Here is a 16138-nt window from a genome sequence, read left to right on the forward strand (position 1 = left end):
GTCAGCGCACGGCGTGCTGGGCGGCCGGCCGCACCGGCGCGTTGACGGCGCCGTACCCCTGGTAGCCGCCGTCGCGCTGGACGAGTTCGAAGAAGACCCGGCCGACGGTGTGCGTGTAGCAGTGCCGGAAAACGCCGTGCGCGTCCCGGTCGTAGAGGATGCCGAGGTCACGGTAGGTCTCCAGCTCCCCGTCGGCGAACTCGAAGCGGGCCGCGAGGTCGTCGTGGTAGTTCGCCGGGATGGGCAGCAGGCGTCCGCCGGCCTCGGTGAACCGGCGGGCCGCGGCGACCACGTCGTACTCCGCGACTGCGCAACTCCGTGAAACGGGATTTCCGCGACACCCGGTTCCCCGACTCCGGGTCCTGCGACTCCCGGTCCCGTGACACCCGGTTCCCCGACTCCGGGTCCTGTGACTCCCGGTCCTGTGACTCCCGGTCCCGCGACACCTGGTCCCGCCACTCACGGGCCCCCGGCCGCCTTCCTGGCGCCGGGGGTTCGGCCGTGCATACCGGTGATGAGGTGGGGTGGGGGTGGGGGTGGGGGCCGGAGTGACGCTCACCCCTGGGGGACGCCCCGCTCGACGGCCGCGTCCAGCAGGGGAGCCAGCTCCGTCGCGACCGTCGTCAGTGCCCGTGCGTCCCGTTCCGCTCGGGCGATCAGGATCGCTCCCTCCAGGGCGCTGACCATGAGGGTGGCGAGTGAGCCGGCCCGGGTCGCCGGGACGCCCATGCCGGTCAGAGCGTCGGCGACCGGGCCCGTCCAGGCGGCGAACGCGGCGGCCGCGGCCTCCCGGGTGGCGTCGCCGGAGGCCGCGCGGTCGACGGTCGCGGCGGCCACGGGGCAGCCGGCGGCGAACCCGGACGCCGCGTACTCGTCCGTCCACTGGCGCACCATCGCGGCGAAGAGCCCGCCGGGAGTGGGCTCTCCGGACTTCGCCGGCTCGTCCAGGAAACGGGCGACGCGTTTGCCGGCGTAGCGGCCCGCCCAGCCCACGGCCTCGTTGACCAGCTGCTGCTTGCCGCCGGGGAAGTAGTGCTGGAGCGAGCCCCGGGGCGCACCGGCGTGCACGGCGACCTCCCGCATGCCGGTCGCGCCGACTCCGTCGCGGCGGATGAGCTGGGCCGCGCTGAAGACCATCCGCTCACGGGGTCCGCGTTCGGGCACCGGCATGGTCGGCCTCCTTCGAGATCGGGCATTCCCCCGAATCCTATGACCGGCGTCATAGGATCTGCCACGCACCCGCTACTATGACCGCTGTCATAGACACGGAGGCGACGGAAAGGCGGCCGCCATGCAGGTCGGATTCATCGGTCTCGGCGTGATGGGCCGCCCCATGGCGCTGCGGCTGGCCCGCGCCGGGACACCCCTGGTGGTGTGGAACCGCACGGCGGCCTCCGCCGAGGCTCTGCGCGCGGGCGGCGCCGAGGTCGCGGCGGACCCCGCCGACGTGTTCGCGCGCGCCGACGTCGTCATCCTCATGCTGGCCGACGGGGCCGCCGTCGACGCCGTCCTCGGCCGCGGCACCCCGGACTTCGGCGCGCGCGTGACCGGGCGGGTGGTCGCCACCATGGGCACGACCTCACCCGAGTACTCGCGCGCACTGGAGGCGGACGTGCGCGCGGCGGGCGGCCGGTACGTCGAGGCACCCGTATCCGGCTCGCGGGTCCCGGCCGAGGAGGGCCGGCTGGTGGCGATGCTCGCCGGCGAGGAGGCGGCCGTGGACACCGTACGGCCGCTGCTCGCCCCGATGTGTCACGAGACGTTCCGCTGCGGTCCGGCGCCCGGCGCGCTGCTGATGAAACTCGCGGTGAACCTGTTCCTGATCACGCAGGTGACCGGCCTCACCGAGGCGTTCCACTTCGCGGAGCGGCAGGGACTGGACCGACGGCTGTTCCTGGACGTCGTGGCCGCCGGTCCACTGGCGAGCGGGGTGTCGCGGATGAAGGCGCCCAAGCTGCTGACGGGCGACTTCGCGGTGCAGGCCGCCGCGCTGGACGTCCTCAAGAACAACCGCCTGATCGCCGACGCCGCACGGGCGTCCGGCCTGGCCTCCCCGCTCCTCGACACCTGCCACGCCCTGTTCGAGGAGACCGTGGCCCTGGGCCACGCGGGCGCGGACATGGTCGCCGTCCTGCACGCGCTGGAAGCCCGCAGCGACGACCATGCCCATCACGGCAACAGGGCTACCGCCTAGCCGTCGTTGGTTCCCTTGGGGATGCCGTACGCGCGCTCCACCCGCAGACGCAGCACCAGGCGGCGGTCGCGGACCATGGCGGCGCGGTAGTCGTCCCAGTCGGGATGCTCGCCCAGGATGTCGCGGTAGAGGCGGACGAGTTCCTCGACGGTGGCGTCGTAGGGGTCCTCCGCGACCGGTGAGAGGTCGGCGGTGGCCTCGGCGACCGTGTAGGCGCGACGGTCCGAGGCGGTGACGTGGTACGACGCCCGGGGGTCGCGGCGCAGGTTGCGGGTCTTGGCGCGGCCGTCAGTGACGGAGATCCGGATGACGCCCTCGTCCGGGTAGTAGCGGTGGCTGACGTTCGACAACTGGGGGCGGCCGTCGTGCTTGAGGGTGACCAGCACCCCACCGCGGCCCTCGGAGAGCAGTGCGAGCAGCGCGTTCTGCGTCGTGTCCTGAGTCATGTCGGCACAACCGGCGCCACCCCGGAACGCATTCCCCCGGGCCGTATTGCCCGCTCCCCCAGGTCGCCGCGCACTCAGCGAGCAGGCACCGCCTACCCACGCTGAGTAGACACTGTCTACTCCTGCCTGGTAGACAGTGTCTATGAGTGACTCCGAAAAGCCGGATCCTGAACCGGACCCCGATCTGCGGACCCGTCTCGTCGACGTCGGCGTTGACCTGGTCTCCCAGGAGGGCGCCGGAGCGCTCACCCTGCGGGAGATCGCGCGCCGGGCCGGCGTCTCGCACGGTGCGCCCCGCCGCCACTTCCCCACCCATCTGGAGCTGCTGTCCGCCATCGCCCACCGCGGCTTCGCCCAGCTGGGCTCCAGGGTCTCGGCGGCTCCGAGCGACGGCACGGCCGATCCTCGCGCCCGGCTGAACGAACTGGCGCGTGCCTACCTGGAGTTCGCGATGGCCAACCCGGGCATGTACGAGCTGATGTTCCGTCACGATCTGCTGGAAAGCGGACACTTGCGGTTGCGGGACACCAGCCTTCCGTTGTTCGGAGTCCTGGTGGACCTGGTCGGCCGGGTCCGGCCCGACTGCGACGCCCGGTCGGTCGCGGGAGCTCTGTGGGCGAACCTGCACGGCATCGCCCAGCTCTGGCGCTGGGGAAGCCTCCAACTCGCCACGGGCGCGGACGACTTCGCACCCCTTCTGCGCACCGCCCTGGACGCGCATCTCGGTCCGCAGGCCGGCCGGTGAAGCGTTCCCGCCTCTCCCCGCCACTCACGCTGGCGAGCAGCGTGGCCGGTGCCATGGTGGTCGCCCTGGACGGCACCGTGCTCACCGTCGCCCAGCCCACCCTGCGCCGCGACCTGGGCGCCTCCTTCACCCAGGTCCAGTGGACCAGCACCGGGTATCTCGTCGCGGTGGCGGGTCTGCTGGTGTTCGCCGGACGGCTCGCAGACCGCTACGGACACCGGCGCACCTTCGCCCTGGGCATGCTCGGCTTCGGCGCCGCCTCGGCGGGCATCGCGCTGGCGCCGGACGTCGGCTGGGTGATCGCGCTGCGCGTCGTGCAGGGGGTGTTCGGAGCGCTGTTGCAGCCGGCCACGCTGGGGATGCTGCGGGATGCGTACCCGCCCGAGCGGCTGCGGACGCCGATCGCCGTGCGCACCGCGTCCATCGGGGTGGCGGCGGCGGCCGGGCCGGTGGTGGGCGGCGCGCTGGCCACCGAGTTCGGCTGGCGGGCCGTGTTCCTCCTCAACATCGTGCCCACGCTGGTGTTCGGCCTGCTCGCCCTCGCCTCCCGGGACCGACGGGACCGACCGCGTATGGCCGCCGGTGTCCCGCTCGACCTGCCCGGTGCCCTGCTGCTCGCCGTCGCCCTTGCCTGCCTGGTGCACACCCTCGTCACCCTCCCCGGCGTGACATGGTCGGCGCCGGTCGCCCTCCTCGCCGGCGCCGCCTTCGTACGGCACGAGCGCCGGACCGGCTCCCCGCTGCTGCCCCCGGAGATCGTGGGCTCCCGGGCGGTGGGCGGGGCCCTCGGCGTGCTCGTCATCGCGTCCGCGGCCCTCAACGGCTCCCTGCTGACCTGCGTCTACGTGCTCCAGGACGACCTGGGGCTGACCCCGCTGCGCAGCGCGCTGCTCAGCCTTCCGCTGGCCGCGCTGCTGGTGGCCGCCGCGCCCGCCTCCGCCGTCCTGCTGCGCCGGTGCGGCGCTCGCGTCACGGTCGCCGCAGCGATGATCGTCCTCGCCGCCGGTCTGCTCGTCCTCGCCCGGGCCTCGGCGCCGGTGGCTCTGTGCGCCGGATTCGCGCTGGTGGGCGCGGGATTCGGCACCGTGATGGTCGCGGCGACCCATGTCGTCGTACGGCAGGCCCCCGCCGAGTCGGCCGGGGTGGCGGGCGGGTTGCAGCAGACCGCGATGAACGTCGGTCCGCTGCTGGGCGTGGCTTCGGCGACCGTGCTCATGGACCTCGGCGCGGTGCGCTCGCCGCTGGTCGTGCTGGCGTTCGTGGCCGCGGCGGCGCTGCCGGTCTGCCGGGCCCTGCCGGGCGGTCCGCGTCCCGGCCCGGCCGGCCTTCCGCTCGGCACTGCGGCTGGTGGAAGCGACGCAACGCACACCGATCACGACGTCGAAAGGGGTCCGCACTCGCGTTCCCTACGCGACCATGAGGTCTGAGGTCGTCCGGGCGGGGTAGGCCGGGACCGCACCTTGAACGAGCGCACCGGAGGAGAACGATGGCACTGCTGCGGCAAGAGGTCGACCCGAGCGAGGTCGGGCTGGACGCGAAGGCGCTGGACCGGCTCGACCAGCACGTCGCCCACTTCGTCGACGAGGGGCGCCTGCCCGGGTTCCTCGTGGCCGTCTCCCGCGGCGGCCGGGTCGCCCACGTCACGGCGCACGGCCACCGTGACATCGCCGCGGGACTGCCCGTCGAGGCCGACACCCTCTACCGGATCTACTCGATGACCAAGCCGGTCACCTCGGTCGCCGCGCTGATACTGGTCGAAGAGGGCCTGCTGCGCCTCGACGACCCGGTCGCCGACCATCTCCCGGCCTTCGCGGAGCAGCGGGTGTACACGGGCGGCTCGGGCGCCGACCTCACCACCCGCCCGGTGGGGCAGCCCCTGCTCGTGAAGCATCTGATGACCCACACCGCGGGCCTGACCTTCGCCTTCTACCACTGCCACCCCGTCGACGCCCTGTACCGCGAGGCCGGTCTGGAGTCGGCGGTGCTGCCGGGCTCGGATCTGGCCGGGACGGTGGAGGCCTACGCGCGGCTGCCGCTCCAGTTCGAGCCGGGCACGCAGTGGAACTACTCGGTGGCCACCAACGTCCTGGGCCGGATCATCGAGGTGGTCTCCGGCCGGCCGCTGGACGAGTTCATCGCCGAGCGGATCCTCCGCCCGCTCGGCATGCCGGACGCGGGCTTCCAGGTCACGGACGAGCAGGCCGGCCGGCTGGCGGAGCTGTACGGCGACGCCGACAGCGGCGGTATCGAGCGGATCTTGGGCCTGCCGCTGTTCGGCCGCCCCCGGTTCCTGTCGGGCAGCGGCGGCATGGTGGCGACCGCGTACGACATCCACCGTTTCAGTGAGCTGCTGCGCCGCCGCGGCGAGCTCGACGGTGTGCGGCTGCTCAAGCCCGAGACGGTCGACCTGATGACCCGCAACCATCTCCCCGGCGGCGCCGACCTGCGCAGCTTGGGCAGCCGCCCCGCCCACGACGAACCCGGCAACGACGGTGTCGGCTTCGGTCTCGGGGTGTCCGTGGTCATCGACCCGAGCCGTACCCAGGCGCCCTCCGGACTCGGCACCTACGGCTGGAGCGGCGTCGCCACGACGACCTTCTGGGTCGATCCGAGCCGCGATCTCACGGTCCAGTTCCTGACGCAGCTGAGGCCGAAGAGGTCGCTGAAGCTCTACCCCGAGCTCAAACGACTGGTCCACGAGGCGGTCACCGACTGACCGCCCGTCAGCCCTCGATCCGCAGCGTGAACTCGAGTCCCTGGTCACCGAGTTCACGAAGCCATTCCTCGGAGCGCGGCGCCGTCCCGGCCGCCCGGCTCAGCCCGGCCGGCAGCGAGCCGTCCAGAATGTGCCGGACGCCCAGGGCGAGCGGTCGGGAGACACAGCGTGCCATCGCGCTCTCCTCCTCGTCGCCCTCCAGGTCCAGGAGGTAACTCCCGGACCACGCCGTACCGTTGCCGACGCCCTCGGCCCGGTCGCCCGAGTCGCCCGCGCCGTCCCCGGGCACGCGCACCTCCAGCGACACGGCGAGGACCACGCGGTCGCGGTCGGTGTCCGTGGTGGGGTGGGCGGCCGCCAACTCCCGGGCCATCGCGGCGATCCTGGTGTCGTCGCCCGTCCTCAGCTGCTCGAAGACCGTGTCCCAGGCCCGCAGCCAGCCGTCCAGGCGCAAGGTTCCGCGTACGAAGGTCAGCGGCTTCCAGGCCCGTGGCAGCTCGTACTGTTCGATGAACGGCACGCTGTCGCGGTTGGGGTACACCTCGAAGGTCTCGCCGTCGACGAGGTGTTCCCGCGTGGCCTCCCAGGGCCGGTCGACCACGGTCTCGATGCCGTGCTCGACGTAACGCGCGGGTGACCGCAGCGCGTTGAGGACGCCGAAGGGGGCCCAGCTGAAGCGGTACCTGAAGTCGTTGGGGACGGCCGGGATGCCTCCGCAGTACGAGGTGAGGCGGTACGAGGCCGCCGTGCCGTCGCCGATCACCTCCCGGGCGCGCGCCACGAGGCTGTGCGCGAAAAGGTGGTCGATGCCCGGGTCGAGCCCGGCCTCGGTGAGAACGACGATCCCGGCCCCGGTGGCCGCGGGCACCTGCTCCAGCACCGCGTCGCAGACATAGCTGGAACACGCGAAGTGGGCCCGCCGGGCCACGCACACCGCCAGCAGCGCCGCGTGCTCGGACGCGGGCAGCATCGACACCACGACGTCCCCGGGGGCCAGTCGGTCGTCCAGTGCGTCGAGGGTGTAGGCGAGCGGCTCGGCGCGTCCGGTCAGCCCCAGCCGGTCGAGGGCCTCGGCCGCCCGCTCCGCCGTGCGGTGCCACAGCCGTACGCCGTCGGTGTGCTCGCACAGGGCCGCCAGGCCGCTGCCCGTGGAGAGGCCGGCGCCGACCCAGTGGACGGTGCCGGTCGCCGGAACCAGGTCAGACACGGCCGGACTCCTCGTCTGCGAAGCCGAGTTCGCGGGAGGCCCGACGGAAGCGGTCCAGACAGCGGCCCCACGGTCCGCCCACGCCGAAGTCCAGCAGTCGGGGCGTGAGGTCGGCCGAGAAGTCGACGCTGGACTCGCGCGGCAGCAGGGACGGCAGGTTGTCGATGGCGATCAGGTCGAGCGGGGGTTCCTTGCGCAGCCGGCGCACGGGGTCCGGCCACTCGGTGGTGCGGTCGTAGACGGGCAGGACGTTGAGGGGCGAGCCCACGTCGCAGGTGACGTCGGAGAGGGTGCGCAGCCTGCGGGCCGGGTCGTCGAGGTCCTCCTCGCGGACGAACGGCGGCACCGGGGTGGTGGCGAGAACGCAGTTGACCATCACGTCGTGGGCCAGCAGGGCGGCGCGGTCCAGGTCGCTCGTCTCCGCCAGGTCCCAGCAGGTGGGGTCGGCTCCGGCCGTGGCGAACGCGGCCCGTGCACCCCGGCCGCTGCGGCCCAGGGCGCCGGTGACGAGGGCGGTGAACTCCTCGTCACCGGGTGCCGGACGCAGCGTCTCGTCCAACTCGTCCTTGGCGGTGGGACGCAGGGGGGCGGTCAGCCGGCCCCGGTGCTGGAGGACCGCCAGCGCCGCGCCCTGGTAACCCGCCCAGAATCCGAACGCGGCGAGGCGGCGGCCATCGTCGTCGACCAGGTACTCCAGGTCCAGGAGGGCCCCTCCCCCGGCGGCGAACCGGCGCAACAGGTCGACGGCGCCCGGCTGTTGTTTGTAGGCGTGCCCGAAGAAGATATGACGGTGCCTCAGTTGGGCGGGCCGGTCCGGGAGTTCCTTCAGGCCGAGGACGACCGTCTCGGACGGCGCCGAGACCCAGGAGCCCGCGGGGGCGATCCGGGCGCCGACGGCCTCGTACTCCCGCGTCGGGAAGACGCGCTGCGGGGAGTCCTCGACGGTCAGTTCCAGGCCGGCCTTGACGAGGCGGCGGGCGTCGTCGGGGACGACCGGGGTGCGCCGTTCGGTGGTGCGGACCTCGTGCCGCAGCCACAGGTGCAGTTCGGTCATACGCGGTTGACCTCCGGACGCGGGGCGTCGGCCGCGAAACGGTCGGCGCTCAGGGGGGTGACGTCCACGAAGGGTACGCGGCCGAGAATCAGGTCGCGGACGACCTCGCCGACGGCCGGCCCCTGGAGGAAGCCATGGCCGGAGAAACCGGTCGCGTACAGAAAACGGGATACCGAGGACGACTCGCCGATCAGCGCGTTGTGGTCCGGGGTGACCTCGTACAGCCCGGCCCAGCCACCAGTGCGGCGCAGGTCGAGGAGGGCTGGGGCGCGGCGCTCCATGGCCGCGGCGAGGCGGGGGATCCACCGGTCGTGGGTGTCGGTGGCGAAGCCCGGCCGTTCGTCGGGGTCGGACATGCCGACCAGCAGACCGGGGCCCTCCGCGTGGAAGTAGAGGCTGCTGGTGAAGTCGATGGTCATGGGGAGGCCCGGCGGCAGGCCGGGGACCGGTTCGGTGACCGCGATCTGGCGGCGCAGCGGCTGCACCGGCAGCTCCACGCCGGCCATCGCGCCGACGGCCCTGGACCAGGCGCCGGCCGCGCAGACCACCGTGTCGGTGGTGAAGCGGCCGAGGGTGGTCTGCACGGCGGTGATCGTGGCGCCCTGCCGTTCGATGCCGGTGACCGCGGTGTGCCGCAGGATGCGCGCCCCGTACCGGCGGGCGGCGGCCGCGTACCCGTGGACGACGGCCTCCGGGGTGCAGTGCCCGTCGTCGGGCGAGAACGCGGCCGCGAGTAACCCGTCGGTGCGGATCAGCGGGGAGAGGCGCCGCGCCTCGGCCGGGTCGATCATGCGGCTGGGCACACCCAGCGCGTTCTGGAGCCGCACACCCGCCTCGAAGGAGGCGACCTCCTCGGGCGTGGACAGCAGGAAGAGATAACCGACCCGGTGCAGCCCGATGTCGTACCCGGTCTCCTCCTCGAACCGCCCGAACGTCTCCAGGCTGCGCGCCCCGAGCTGGATGTTCAGCTCGTCGGAGAACTGGGCGCGCACCCCGCCGGCGGCTTTCGAGGTCGAGCCCGCGCCGAGTTCGTCGCGCTCCACCAGCAGGACGTCACGGACGCCGGCGGCGGCGAGGTGACAGGCGATGCTCGTGCCCATCACCCCGCCGCCGATGACGACTACCGAGGCATGCGTGTTCACCGGAGCGGCTCCTTGTCACGGCGGCACCGGCCCGAACGCCGGGACCGGGGCTGTCGTACGCCATGGCCGCCGTGATCCCTACCCGTCGGGGCGGCGGTCCCAAGCGCGATCAGGACCAGTGCGCCACCGCGTCCAGGTGGGGCAGCCGGTGGTCCAGGCGCTCCCGCTTGGTGCGCAGATAGGTGATGTTGTTCTCGCACGGCTCGATCAGCAGCGGGACCTCCTCGGCCACCCGGATGCCGTTGTCCACCAGCGCCTCACGCTTGCGCGGGTTGTTCGACATCAGGCGGACGGAGTCGACGCCCAGGTCGCGCAGGATGTCGGCGGCCACCTTGTAGTCGCGGGCGTCGACGGGGAAGCCGAGCGCGACGTTCGCCTCGACGGTGTCCAGGCCCTCCGCCTGCAACGCCATGGCCCGCAGCTTGCCGAGCAGCCCGATGCCCCGGCCCTCGTGACCGCGCAGGTAGACGACTATGCCGCGGCCCTCGGCGACGACCGCCCGCAGCGCGGACGCCAGCTGGTCGCCGCACTCGCAGTGCTGGGAGCCGAACGCGTCGCCGGTCAGGCACTCCGAGTGCAGCCGGGTCAGCACGTTCTCGGCGCCGATCTCGCCGTAGACCAGGGCGACTTGCTCGTCACCACGGTCGTGGTCCATGTAACCGACCGCCTGGAAATTCCCGTACACGGTGGGCAGGGGTGCATTCACCACGCGTTCCACACCGGTGCGCTGCGGGGTCTTCGTGCCGAGTACGCCAATTTTTTCTGTCATGATCTGGTTCCTAAGCAGAGACGAAGGGCCGGGAAGAAATGAGTGGTTCGGAAATACGGTCGGCGGCGTACGGACTGGTGCCGACGGACACCACCGAAGACGTACGGACCCGGGGCGCCGGCGTCTCGGCACAGGTGGCGGTCCTGCCCGTCGGAAGCTTCGAACAGCACGGGCCGTACCTGCCGTTGGCCACCGACACGCTGGTCGCCTGTGCCATCGCCCGGGAGATCGCCGGGGCGTACCCGGTGCACCTCCTCCCGCCGGTGACCATCGCCTGCTCCCACGAGCACGCGGCCTGGCCGGGAACCGTCAGCATCTCCTCCGTGACCCTTCACGCGGTGGTACGGGACATAGCGGCGTCGCTGCGCCGCTCGGGCGTCGAGGCCTTGGTGCTGGTCAACGGACACGGCGGGAACTACGTCCTGGGCAACGTCGTCCAGGAGTCCTCCGCCGCAGGTGAGCGGATGGCGCTCTTCCCGGCCCCGGAGGACTGGGAAGCGGCGCTGGAGCGGTCCGGGGTGTCCACCTCGCTGCTCACCGACATGCACGCCGGGGAGATCGAGACCTCGATCCTGCTGCACGCCCACCCCGAACTCGTCCGGCCCGGATACGAGTCGGCCGATTTCGTCGCGGACGACCGCCGTCATCTGCTCACGCTGGGAATGTCCGCCTATACCGATTCGGGCGTCATCGGCCGTCCTTCCCTGGGGTCCGCGGAAAAGGGGAAGGAACTCCTGGCGAGCCTGACGGATTCCTTCGGCGCGTATTTCTCCTTGCTCACCGCGGGCGCTCCGACGGCTTCGGGAACCGAAACCCGCACCGCCGCCGCAACGAATGAGTCCGACGCCGGTGACGACTCCGGAACGGGTGCCGCGACGTCGTCGTGACGCCGCTCGTCGAGCCCGGGGCCCGTCGCTTCGGCGGCCCCGGCCCGCAGCCCCGCGTACCAGCGGGCGACCAGCACGACCGCCCCCGGCAGCGCCGCCACGAAGCTGAGCACGCCGTAGACGACGGCGACCGCGAGGCCGGTGCTCGCGCCGAGCCCGGCGGCGCCGAACGCCCAGGCGGTGACGCCCTCGCGCGGGCCCCAGCCGCCGACGTTCAGCGGCAGGCCCATGGCGAGCAGGGCGAGGACGGCGATCGGCAGCAGTTCGAGGACGGAGGCGCCGGAGCCGGCGACCCGCGCGGCGACCACGAACATCCCGAGGTGCCCGGCCAGGACGACCGCCGAGGACACGGCGACGCCGGGCCCGTTGCGCCTCGACAGCAGTGACTCGCGCGCCTCGGCCAGTCCCGCCCGCAGCCGGCCGCCGCGCCGCGGTGCCGAGGAGTTCATCCGGACGGCGAGGACGACGGCGAGCGCGCCCACGCCGGCCAGCAGGACCAGCGGGGCGATGTGCCGTACGTCCTGCATCACCGGGGAGGGCAGGGCGAGCAGGACCGTTACGCCTGCGACGGCCAGCACGAGCTGTCCCGCGGTGCGCTCCAGGACCACGGCCCGCACGCCGCGTCCGACATCACCGGCGCTCTGCCCGTGCCGTACCGCGCGGTGCACGTCGCCGAGGACGCCGCCGGGCAGGGCCGCGTTGAGGAACAGGGCCCGGTAGTAGTCGGCGACGGCCGGGCCGAGCGGCAGCCGGATGCGCAGCCCGCGGGCCACCAGCGCCCACCGCCAGGCGCTGAACACCGTGGTGACCGCGCCGATCCCGAGCCCCACCAGCAGCGTGGGCGCGTCGATCCGGCGCAGTCCGTCCATGAAGACGCCGGTGCCCAGCCGCCACAGCAATACGCCGAGGATGGCGACTCCGGCGACCGTCCCGAAGTGCGTGCGGAACGCTCGGTTGCCGAGCAGCGCGCGCAGCCGGGAGGGCTTCTTCGCCCGCGGCTCGGTCACGATGACACCGATACGGGCCTCGGACACGGCGGCGCCGGTGCGGGCCACCGAGGGGCTGCGCGGGGGCCGGCGGGCGACCGCCCTGGCTCCCTCCGCCGCCCACCCGGGCGGCGGCACGGCCGTCACCCGGGGGCCCACCGTCTCCGCGCTCATCACGCCCCGCCCGTCGGCCGGGCCAGAGCCAGCAGATCGCTGTGGTGGACGGTGACGTGCAGTTCGCCGGCCGCGCAGGCCGCCAGCCGGGCTGCCAGGTAGGCCTCGGCGCGCTCGGCCAGTGCCGGGCGCTCCTCCACGGCCGCGCCGACCCAGCCGCGCAGCCACTGGGCGGTCAGGCCCACGTTCTCGGGGCCGAGCCGCCACGGGCTCGGGTGCACCTTGACGGTCGCGCCGTGGGCGGCGAACGCCTCGCAGGCCACGGTCACCGAGTCGGGGCCCAGGAGGCCGCCGCGCCGCTGGTGGTCGTTGAAGGCGGCGGCGATCTCGTCGTCCAGCGGGTCCGGGGCGCTGAGCTCGACGCGTCCGGCGACCGAGAGGGTCAGCAGCGCCGGGCAGCCGGCGCCCGCACAGGCCGCGGCGAGCGTCTCGACCTCCTCGCGGGTGAGGACGTCCAGCAGCGCGGACGCGGTGACCAGCGAGGCGCCGAGCAGGGCGTCCGGGGTGAGGCGGGCGACGTCGCCACGCCGGGTCTCGACGGTGACCCGGCTGCCGTCGGCGGCCGCCCGGGGAGAGGCGACGGCCGCGAAGTGCAGGAGGTAGGGGTCCCGGTCGTGCAGGATCCAGTGCTGGGCGCCGTCCAGGCGGGGGGCCAGCCAGCGGCCCATCGAGCCGGTGCCGCAGCCCAGGTCGTGGATGGCGAGACCGCCGCGCCCGGGCAGGTTGGCGAGCCGGATCCGCAGCGGGTCCAGCAGCTCCATCGACCGGGCGGCGGCGTCGGCGGGCTCGCGCAACTCCAGCCATTCGGGGGCGTAACGGGGCTGCTCGTCCGGCCCGACGTCCCGCAGCCGTACGGTCGGCCGCTCGCCGGTCCGGCTCACCGGTCCGGCGCCGGCGATCACGCCGAGCACCGCGTCGTCGGCGCCGGAGGCCACTGCCTGCGGCGCGCCCTCGGAACCCGCCGGCTGCGGTGCGGACTCCGCGCCCGGCGCCACCGCACGCGCCGCGGTGCCGCCGTCGGGGATCAGGGACTCCGCCATGGAACCAGGCTCCTTCCGGACCGGCTGTGCCGGGATGCCGCCCATGCGTCGTGCCACGTCGGCCGGGGTCGCCGTCGTCTTCCTCATGCCGCCCTCCGGGGTTCGCTGGGAAGCCGGCCCAGGACGCCGGCCAGGCTCTGGGCGGTCGTCGCCCAGCCGTTCAGGGCCGCCCGGCGGCCCCGCGCGGCGGCCTTGAGACGACGTCGTACGTCGGCCTCGCCGAACCAGCCGCGCAGTTCGACCGCGAGGGCGGCCGGGTCCTCCGGCGGGACGAGAATGCCGGGGACGCCGCCGTCGGGGGCGCGGCCGACCGCCTCGGGCAGCCCGCCGACGTCCGTCGCGAGAACGGGGATGCCGCGGGCGAGCGCCTCGGTGACGGCCATGCCGTACGTCTCCGCGTACGAGGTGAGGACCATCAGGTCGGCGGAGGCGTAGGCGGCGTCGAGCTCGGCGCCGGTCTTCGGGCCCGCCAGCTCCAGCCGGTCCTGGAGGCCGTACTTGGCGATCAGGCCGCGCAGATGGGTGACGTACTCCGGGTCCTGCCCGAGTCCGCCCACGCACACGCAGCTCCACGGCAGGTCTCTCGCCGCGGCCAGTGCCTCGACCAGCCGGTGCTGGCCCTTGCGCGGGGTGACGGCGGCCACGCACAGCAGACGCGACACGCCGTCGGTGCCGGAGGCGAGGGGGGCGATGTCGGCGCCGGGGGCGGCGACATGGACCCGGTCGGGGGCGAGCCCGTGGTGGGAGACGAGACGGCGGACCGCCCAGTCGCTGGTGGCGATCACCGCGGGGACGGCCCGCAGCACGGCCCGCTCCTTGGCGTCGAGCTCGGCCGCCACCTCGGGCGCGAGGCCCCGCTCGTCGCCCAGCGGAAGGTGGACGAGGACGGCGAGCCGCAGCCGCTCCGCCTCGGGGGCGATGATCTCCGGCACCCCGCAGGCAACGAGCCCGTCGAGGAGGACGATCGTGCCGTCGGGGAACTCGCGCAGCGTCCGCGCCAGTTCCGCGCGGGCGGCCGCCTCCGGGCGGGGCCAGGAACCGGACACCTGGTGCTTGTGCACCTGCCAGCCGAAGCCGGGCAGGTCCAGGCAGAGGCGCCGGTCGTAGGCGTTGCCGCCGCTGGGGTTCGCGGGGTCGTCGACCCCGCCCGGCATCACGAACTGGACGGAGCGCAGGGACATGGGGATGATCCCGCCGATCTTGGGAAGCGCGGCCTGCGCGGGCACGTACCCGAGCGCGGCCTTGTGCACGGCCGCCTTCTCCACGGTCACGTCGGTCACAGCGCACGCTCGTAACTCGCCCAGGCGACGTGCGACTCGTGCAGGCTGACCGCGACGGCGGCGATGCCCCGGGCGCCCTCGCCGAGCGCGCCCTTGTGGATCCGCTCCACGAGCCGGTCCGCAATGACCTTGGCCAGGAACTCGGTCGAGGTGTTGACCCCGGCGAAGTCGGGCTCGTTGTCGAGGTTGCGATAGTTCAGCTCGCTGACCACGGCGCCGAGCTCCTGCGTGGCGAGCCCGATGTCGACGACGATGTTGTCGTCGTCCAGCTGCTCGCGGCGGAAAGTGGCGTCCACGAGGAACGTCGCTCCGTGCAGGCGCTGCGCGGGTCCGAAGACCTCGCCGCGGAAGCTGTGGGCGATCATGATGTGATCGCGGACGGTGACACTGAACAACGGACGACCCTCCAGGTGCGGCGCCTCTGCTCCCCCCGGCCGTTGGCCGCCCGGGGGATGCCGTGTAGTACGGACCTTCACTTCCCCTTGTTCAGCCCGATCTCACTCTTTTCTCAGGTCAGGCGCTCTTGTTCGTACCTGACGCGGTGGCAGAGGGCCGGAATCTCGCCCGTCGCGAGCTTCGGCATCACCTCCGGGAGCTCCTCGAAAGCGCTGTCTCCGGTGACGAGGGCGTCGAGCGCCGGGTCGGCCAGCAGCTCCAGGGCGAGCGCGAGCCGGTCGGCGTACGTGCGGCCGGCCCGGCCTGCCGGGGAGACGGTGCCGACCTGGCTGCTGCGGATGACCAGCCGCCGGGAGTGGAAGTCCTCGCCGAGCGGGAGGGAGACCTTCCGGTCGCCGTACCAGCTCAGTTCGAGGACGGTGCCCTCGGCGGACAACAGCTCCAGGGAACGGGTGAGGCCCTGTTCGGTGGCGCTGGCGTGCACGACGAGGTCGAGTCCGTCGCGGGCGTCCTCGGGAACGGCGAAGTCGACGCCGAGCGCCTCTGCGACCTTCGCCCGCGCCGGGTCGGCGTCCACCAACTGCACGCGGACGCCGGGGAAGCGGGCCAGCAGCGCGGCCACCGAGCAGCCGACCATGCCGCCGCCGACCACCGCGATCCGGTCGCCGACCAGCGGCGCCGCGTCCCACAGGGCGTTGACGGCCGTCTCGACGGTGCCGGCGAGGACGGCCCGCGGCGCGGGCACCGAGTCCGGTACGACCGTCACGGCGGCCGCCGGGACGACGTATCGCGTCTGGTGCGGGTAGAGGCAGAAGACCGTGCGCCCGACCAGCGCGGCCGGTCCCTTCTCCACCACCCCGACGTTGAGGTAGCCGTACTTGACGGGCCCCGGGAAGTCGCCCTCCTGGAACGGCGCCCGCATCGCCGCGTGCTGGCTCTCGGGCACCCCGCCGTTGAAGACGAGGGTCTCCGTGCCACGGCTGACGCCGGACCACAGCGAGCGCACCAGCACCTCGTCCTCGGCCGGGTCGGGAACGACGACCTCGCGGATCTCTCCCTCACCCGGAGAGCTGACCCAGAACGCACGAGCGGTGACAGACAT

At 73.3% G+C, this 16138-nt stretch carries 15 protein-coding genes and 2 pseudogenes; 5 read left to right on the top strand and 12 right to left on the bottom strand.

All coding sequences use genetic code 11. The annotated features are described in order from the left end of the window. Nucleotide 1: 1 nt before the first annotated feature. Nucleotides 2–310, bottom strand: a pseudogene (locus tag ACFWBD_RS04865) (sugar phosphate isomerase/epimerase and 4-hydroxyphenylpyruvate domain-containing protein); the annotation flags it as partial. A 245-nt stretch (nucleotides 311–555) separates the two neighbouring features. After that, the gene (locus ACFWBD_RS04870; protein WP_385662688.1) at nucleotides 556–1170 is read right to left on the bottom strand and encodes a TetR/AcrR family transcriptional regulator; all 615 of its coding nucleotides are present in this window, start codon (nucleotides 1168–1170) and stop codon (nucleotides 556–558) included. Between the two features lie 121 nt (nucleotides 1171–1291). On the opposite strand from ACFWBD_RS04870, the gene ACFWBD_RS04875 reads away from it, so the two are divergent. Next, nucleotides 1292–2194: an NAD(P)-dependent oxidoreductase gene (locus ACFWBD_RS04875; protein WP_385662690.1), complete on the top strand. Its 903-nt coding sequence runs from the start codon at nucleotides 1292–1294 to the stop codon at nucleotides 2192–2194. Here ACFWBD_RS04875 and ACFWBD_RS04880 read toward each other — a convergent pair. Next, entirely contained in the window at nucleotides 2191–2640 is a 450-nt protein-coding gene (locus tag ACFWBD_RS04880) for a PPOX class F420-dependent oxidoreductase (protein ID WP_385662693.1), read from the bottom strand. The two genes, ACFWBD_RS04875 and ACFWBD_RS04880, sit on opposite strands and share 4 nt — an antisense overlap. Before the next feature lie 142 nt (nucleotides 2641–2782). On the opposite strand from ACFWBD_RS04880, the gene ACFWBD_RS04885 reads away from it, so the two are divergent. The 3 genes from ACFWBD_RS04885 to ACFWBD_RS04895 are packed head-to-tail and all read left to right on the top strand — an operon-like array spanning nucleotide 2783 to nucleotide 6101. After that, nucleotides 2783–3385: a TetR/AcrR family transcriptional regulator gene (locus ACFWBD_RS04885; RefSeq protein ID WP_385662696.1), complete on the top strand. Its 603-nt coding sequence runs from the start codon at nucleotides 2783–2785 to the stop codon at nucleotides 3383–3385. 53 nt (nucleotides 3386–3438) lie between these two features. Further along, the gene (locus ACFWBD_RS04890) at nucleotides 3439–4812 is read left to right on the top strand and encodes an MFS transporter (protein ID WP_385662887.1); all 1374 of its coding nucleotides are present in this window, start codon (nucleotides 3439–3441) and stop codon (nucleotides 4810–4812) included. A 59-nt stretch (nucleotides 4813–4871) separates the two neighbouring features. Next, nucleotides 4872–6101 carry a serine hydrolase domain-containing protein gene (locus ACFWBD_RS04895; protein WP_385662698.1) on the top strand — a complete coding sequence of 410 codons (1230 nt, stop codon included), beginning with the start codon at nucleotides 4872–4874 and terminating at the stop codon, nucleotides 6099–6101. A gap of 7 nt (nucleotides 6102–6108) precedes the next feature. Here ACFWBD_RS04895 and ACFWBD_RS04900 read toward each other — a convergent pair whose 3' ends face one another. The 4 genes from ACFWBD_RS04900 to ribA all read right to left on the bottom strand — a co-directional run bounded on the left by ACFWBD_RS04900 (nucleotide 6109) and on the right by ribA (nucleotide 10273). Then, nucleotides 6109–7308 (bottom strand): saccharopine dehydrogenase family protein, encoded by a 1200-nt coding sequence (locus tag ACFWBD_RS04900; RefSeq protein ID WP_385662701.1) that lies wholly within the window; start codon nucleotides 7306–7308, stop codon nucleotides 6109–6111. Next, the gene (locus ACFWBD_RS04905) at nucleotides 7301–8362 is read right to left on the bottom strand and encodes a saccharopine dehydrogenase (protein WP_385662704.1); all 1062 of its coding nucleotides are present in this window, start codon (nucleotides 8360–8362) and stop codon (nucleotides 7301–7303) included. Before ACFWBD_RS04905 ends, ACFWBD_RS04900 begins: the two co-directional genes overlap by 8 nt. After that, the gene (locus ACFWBD_RS04910) at nucleotides 8359–9504 is read right to left on the bottom strand and encodes an NAD(P)/FAD-dependent oxidoreductase (protein WP_385662707.1); all 1146 of its coding nucleotides are present in this window, start codon (nucleotides 9502–9504) and stop codon (nucleotides 8359–8361) included. The genes ACFWBD_RS04905 and ACFWBD_RS04910 overlap by 4 nt, the downstream gene beginning before the upstream one ends. Nucleotides 9505–9613: 109 nt before the next feature. After that, nucleotides 9614–10273, bottom strand: coding sequence for a GTP cyclohydrolase II (ribA, locus tag ACFWBD_RS04915; protein WP_385662710.1), 660 nt, complete (start codon nucleotides 10271–10273; stop codon nucleotides 9614–9616). A gap of 38 nt (nucleotides 10274–10311) precedes the next feature. Between ribA and ACFWBD_RS04920 the strand changes: the two genes are divergently transcribed. Beyond that, nucleotides 10312–11160 (top strand): creatininase family protein, encoded by an 849-nt coding sequence (locus tag ACFWBD_RS04920; RefSeq protein WP_385662713.1) that lies wholly within the window; start codon nucleotides 10312–10314, stop codon nucleotides 11158–11160. A 143-nt stretch (nucleotides 11161–11303) separates the two neighbouring features. On the opposite strand, the pseudogene ACFWBD_RS04925 reads toward ACFWBD_RS04920, so the two are convergent. From ACFWBD_RS04925 to ACFWBD_RS04945, 5 genes and pseudogenes are all read right to left on the bottom strand, one after another. Then, nucleotides 11304–12320, bottom strand: a pseudogene (locus ACFWBD_RS04925) (YbhN family protein); the annotation flags it as partial. Beyond that, the gene (locus tag ACFWBD_RS04930) at nucleotides 12320–13447 is read right to left on the bottom strand and encodes a trans-aconitate methyltransferase (RefSeq protein WP_385662716.1); all 1128 of its coding nucleotides are present in this window, start codon (nucleotides 13445–13447) and stop codon (nucleotides 12320–12322) included. The pseudogene ACFWBD_RS04925 and the gene ACFWBD_RS04930, both read right to left, overlap by 1 nt. Next, the gene (locus tag ACFWBD_RS04935) at nucleotides 13444–14640 is read right to left on the bottom strand and encodes a glycosyltransferase family 4 protein (RefSeq protein ID WP_385662718.1); all 1197 of its coding nucleotides are present in this window, start codon (nucleotides 14638–14640) and stop codon (nucleotides 13444–13446) included. Before ACFWBD_RS04935 ends, ACFWBD_RS04930 begins: the two co-directional genes overlap by 4 nt. Further along, nucleotides 14637–15035 (bottom strand): 6-pyruvoyl tetrahydropterin synthase family protein, encoded by a 399-nt coding sequence (locus ACFWBD_RS04940; RefSeq protein WP_385662720.1) that lies wholly within the window; start codon nucleotides 15033–15035, stop codon nucleotides 14637–14639. The genes ACFWBD_RS04935 and ACFWBD_RS04940 overlap by 4 nt, the downstream gene beginning before the upstream one ends. Nucleotides 15036–15148: 113 nt before the next feature. Then, a complete protein-coding gene (locus ACFWBD_RS04945) occupies nucleotides 15149–16138 on the bottom strand; it encodes a zinc-binding alcohol dehydrogenase (protein ID WP_385662722.1) in 990 nt (329 codons plus the stop codon).

Source organism: Streptomyces sp. NPDC060002 (assembly GCF_042737245.1).
Classification (GTDB): domain Bacteria; phylum Actinomycetota; class Actinomycetes; order Streptomycetales; family Streptomycetaceae; genus Streptomyces.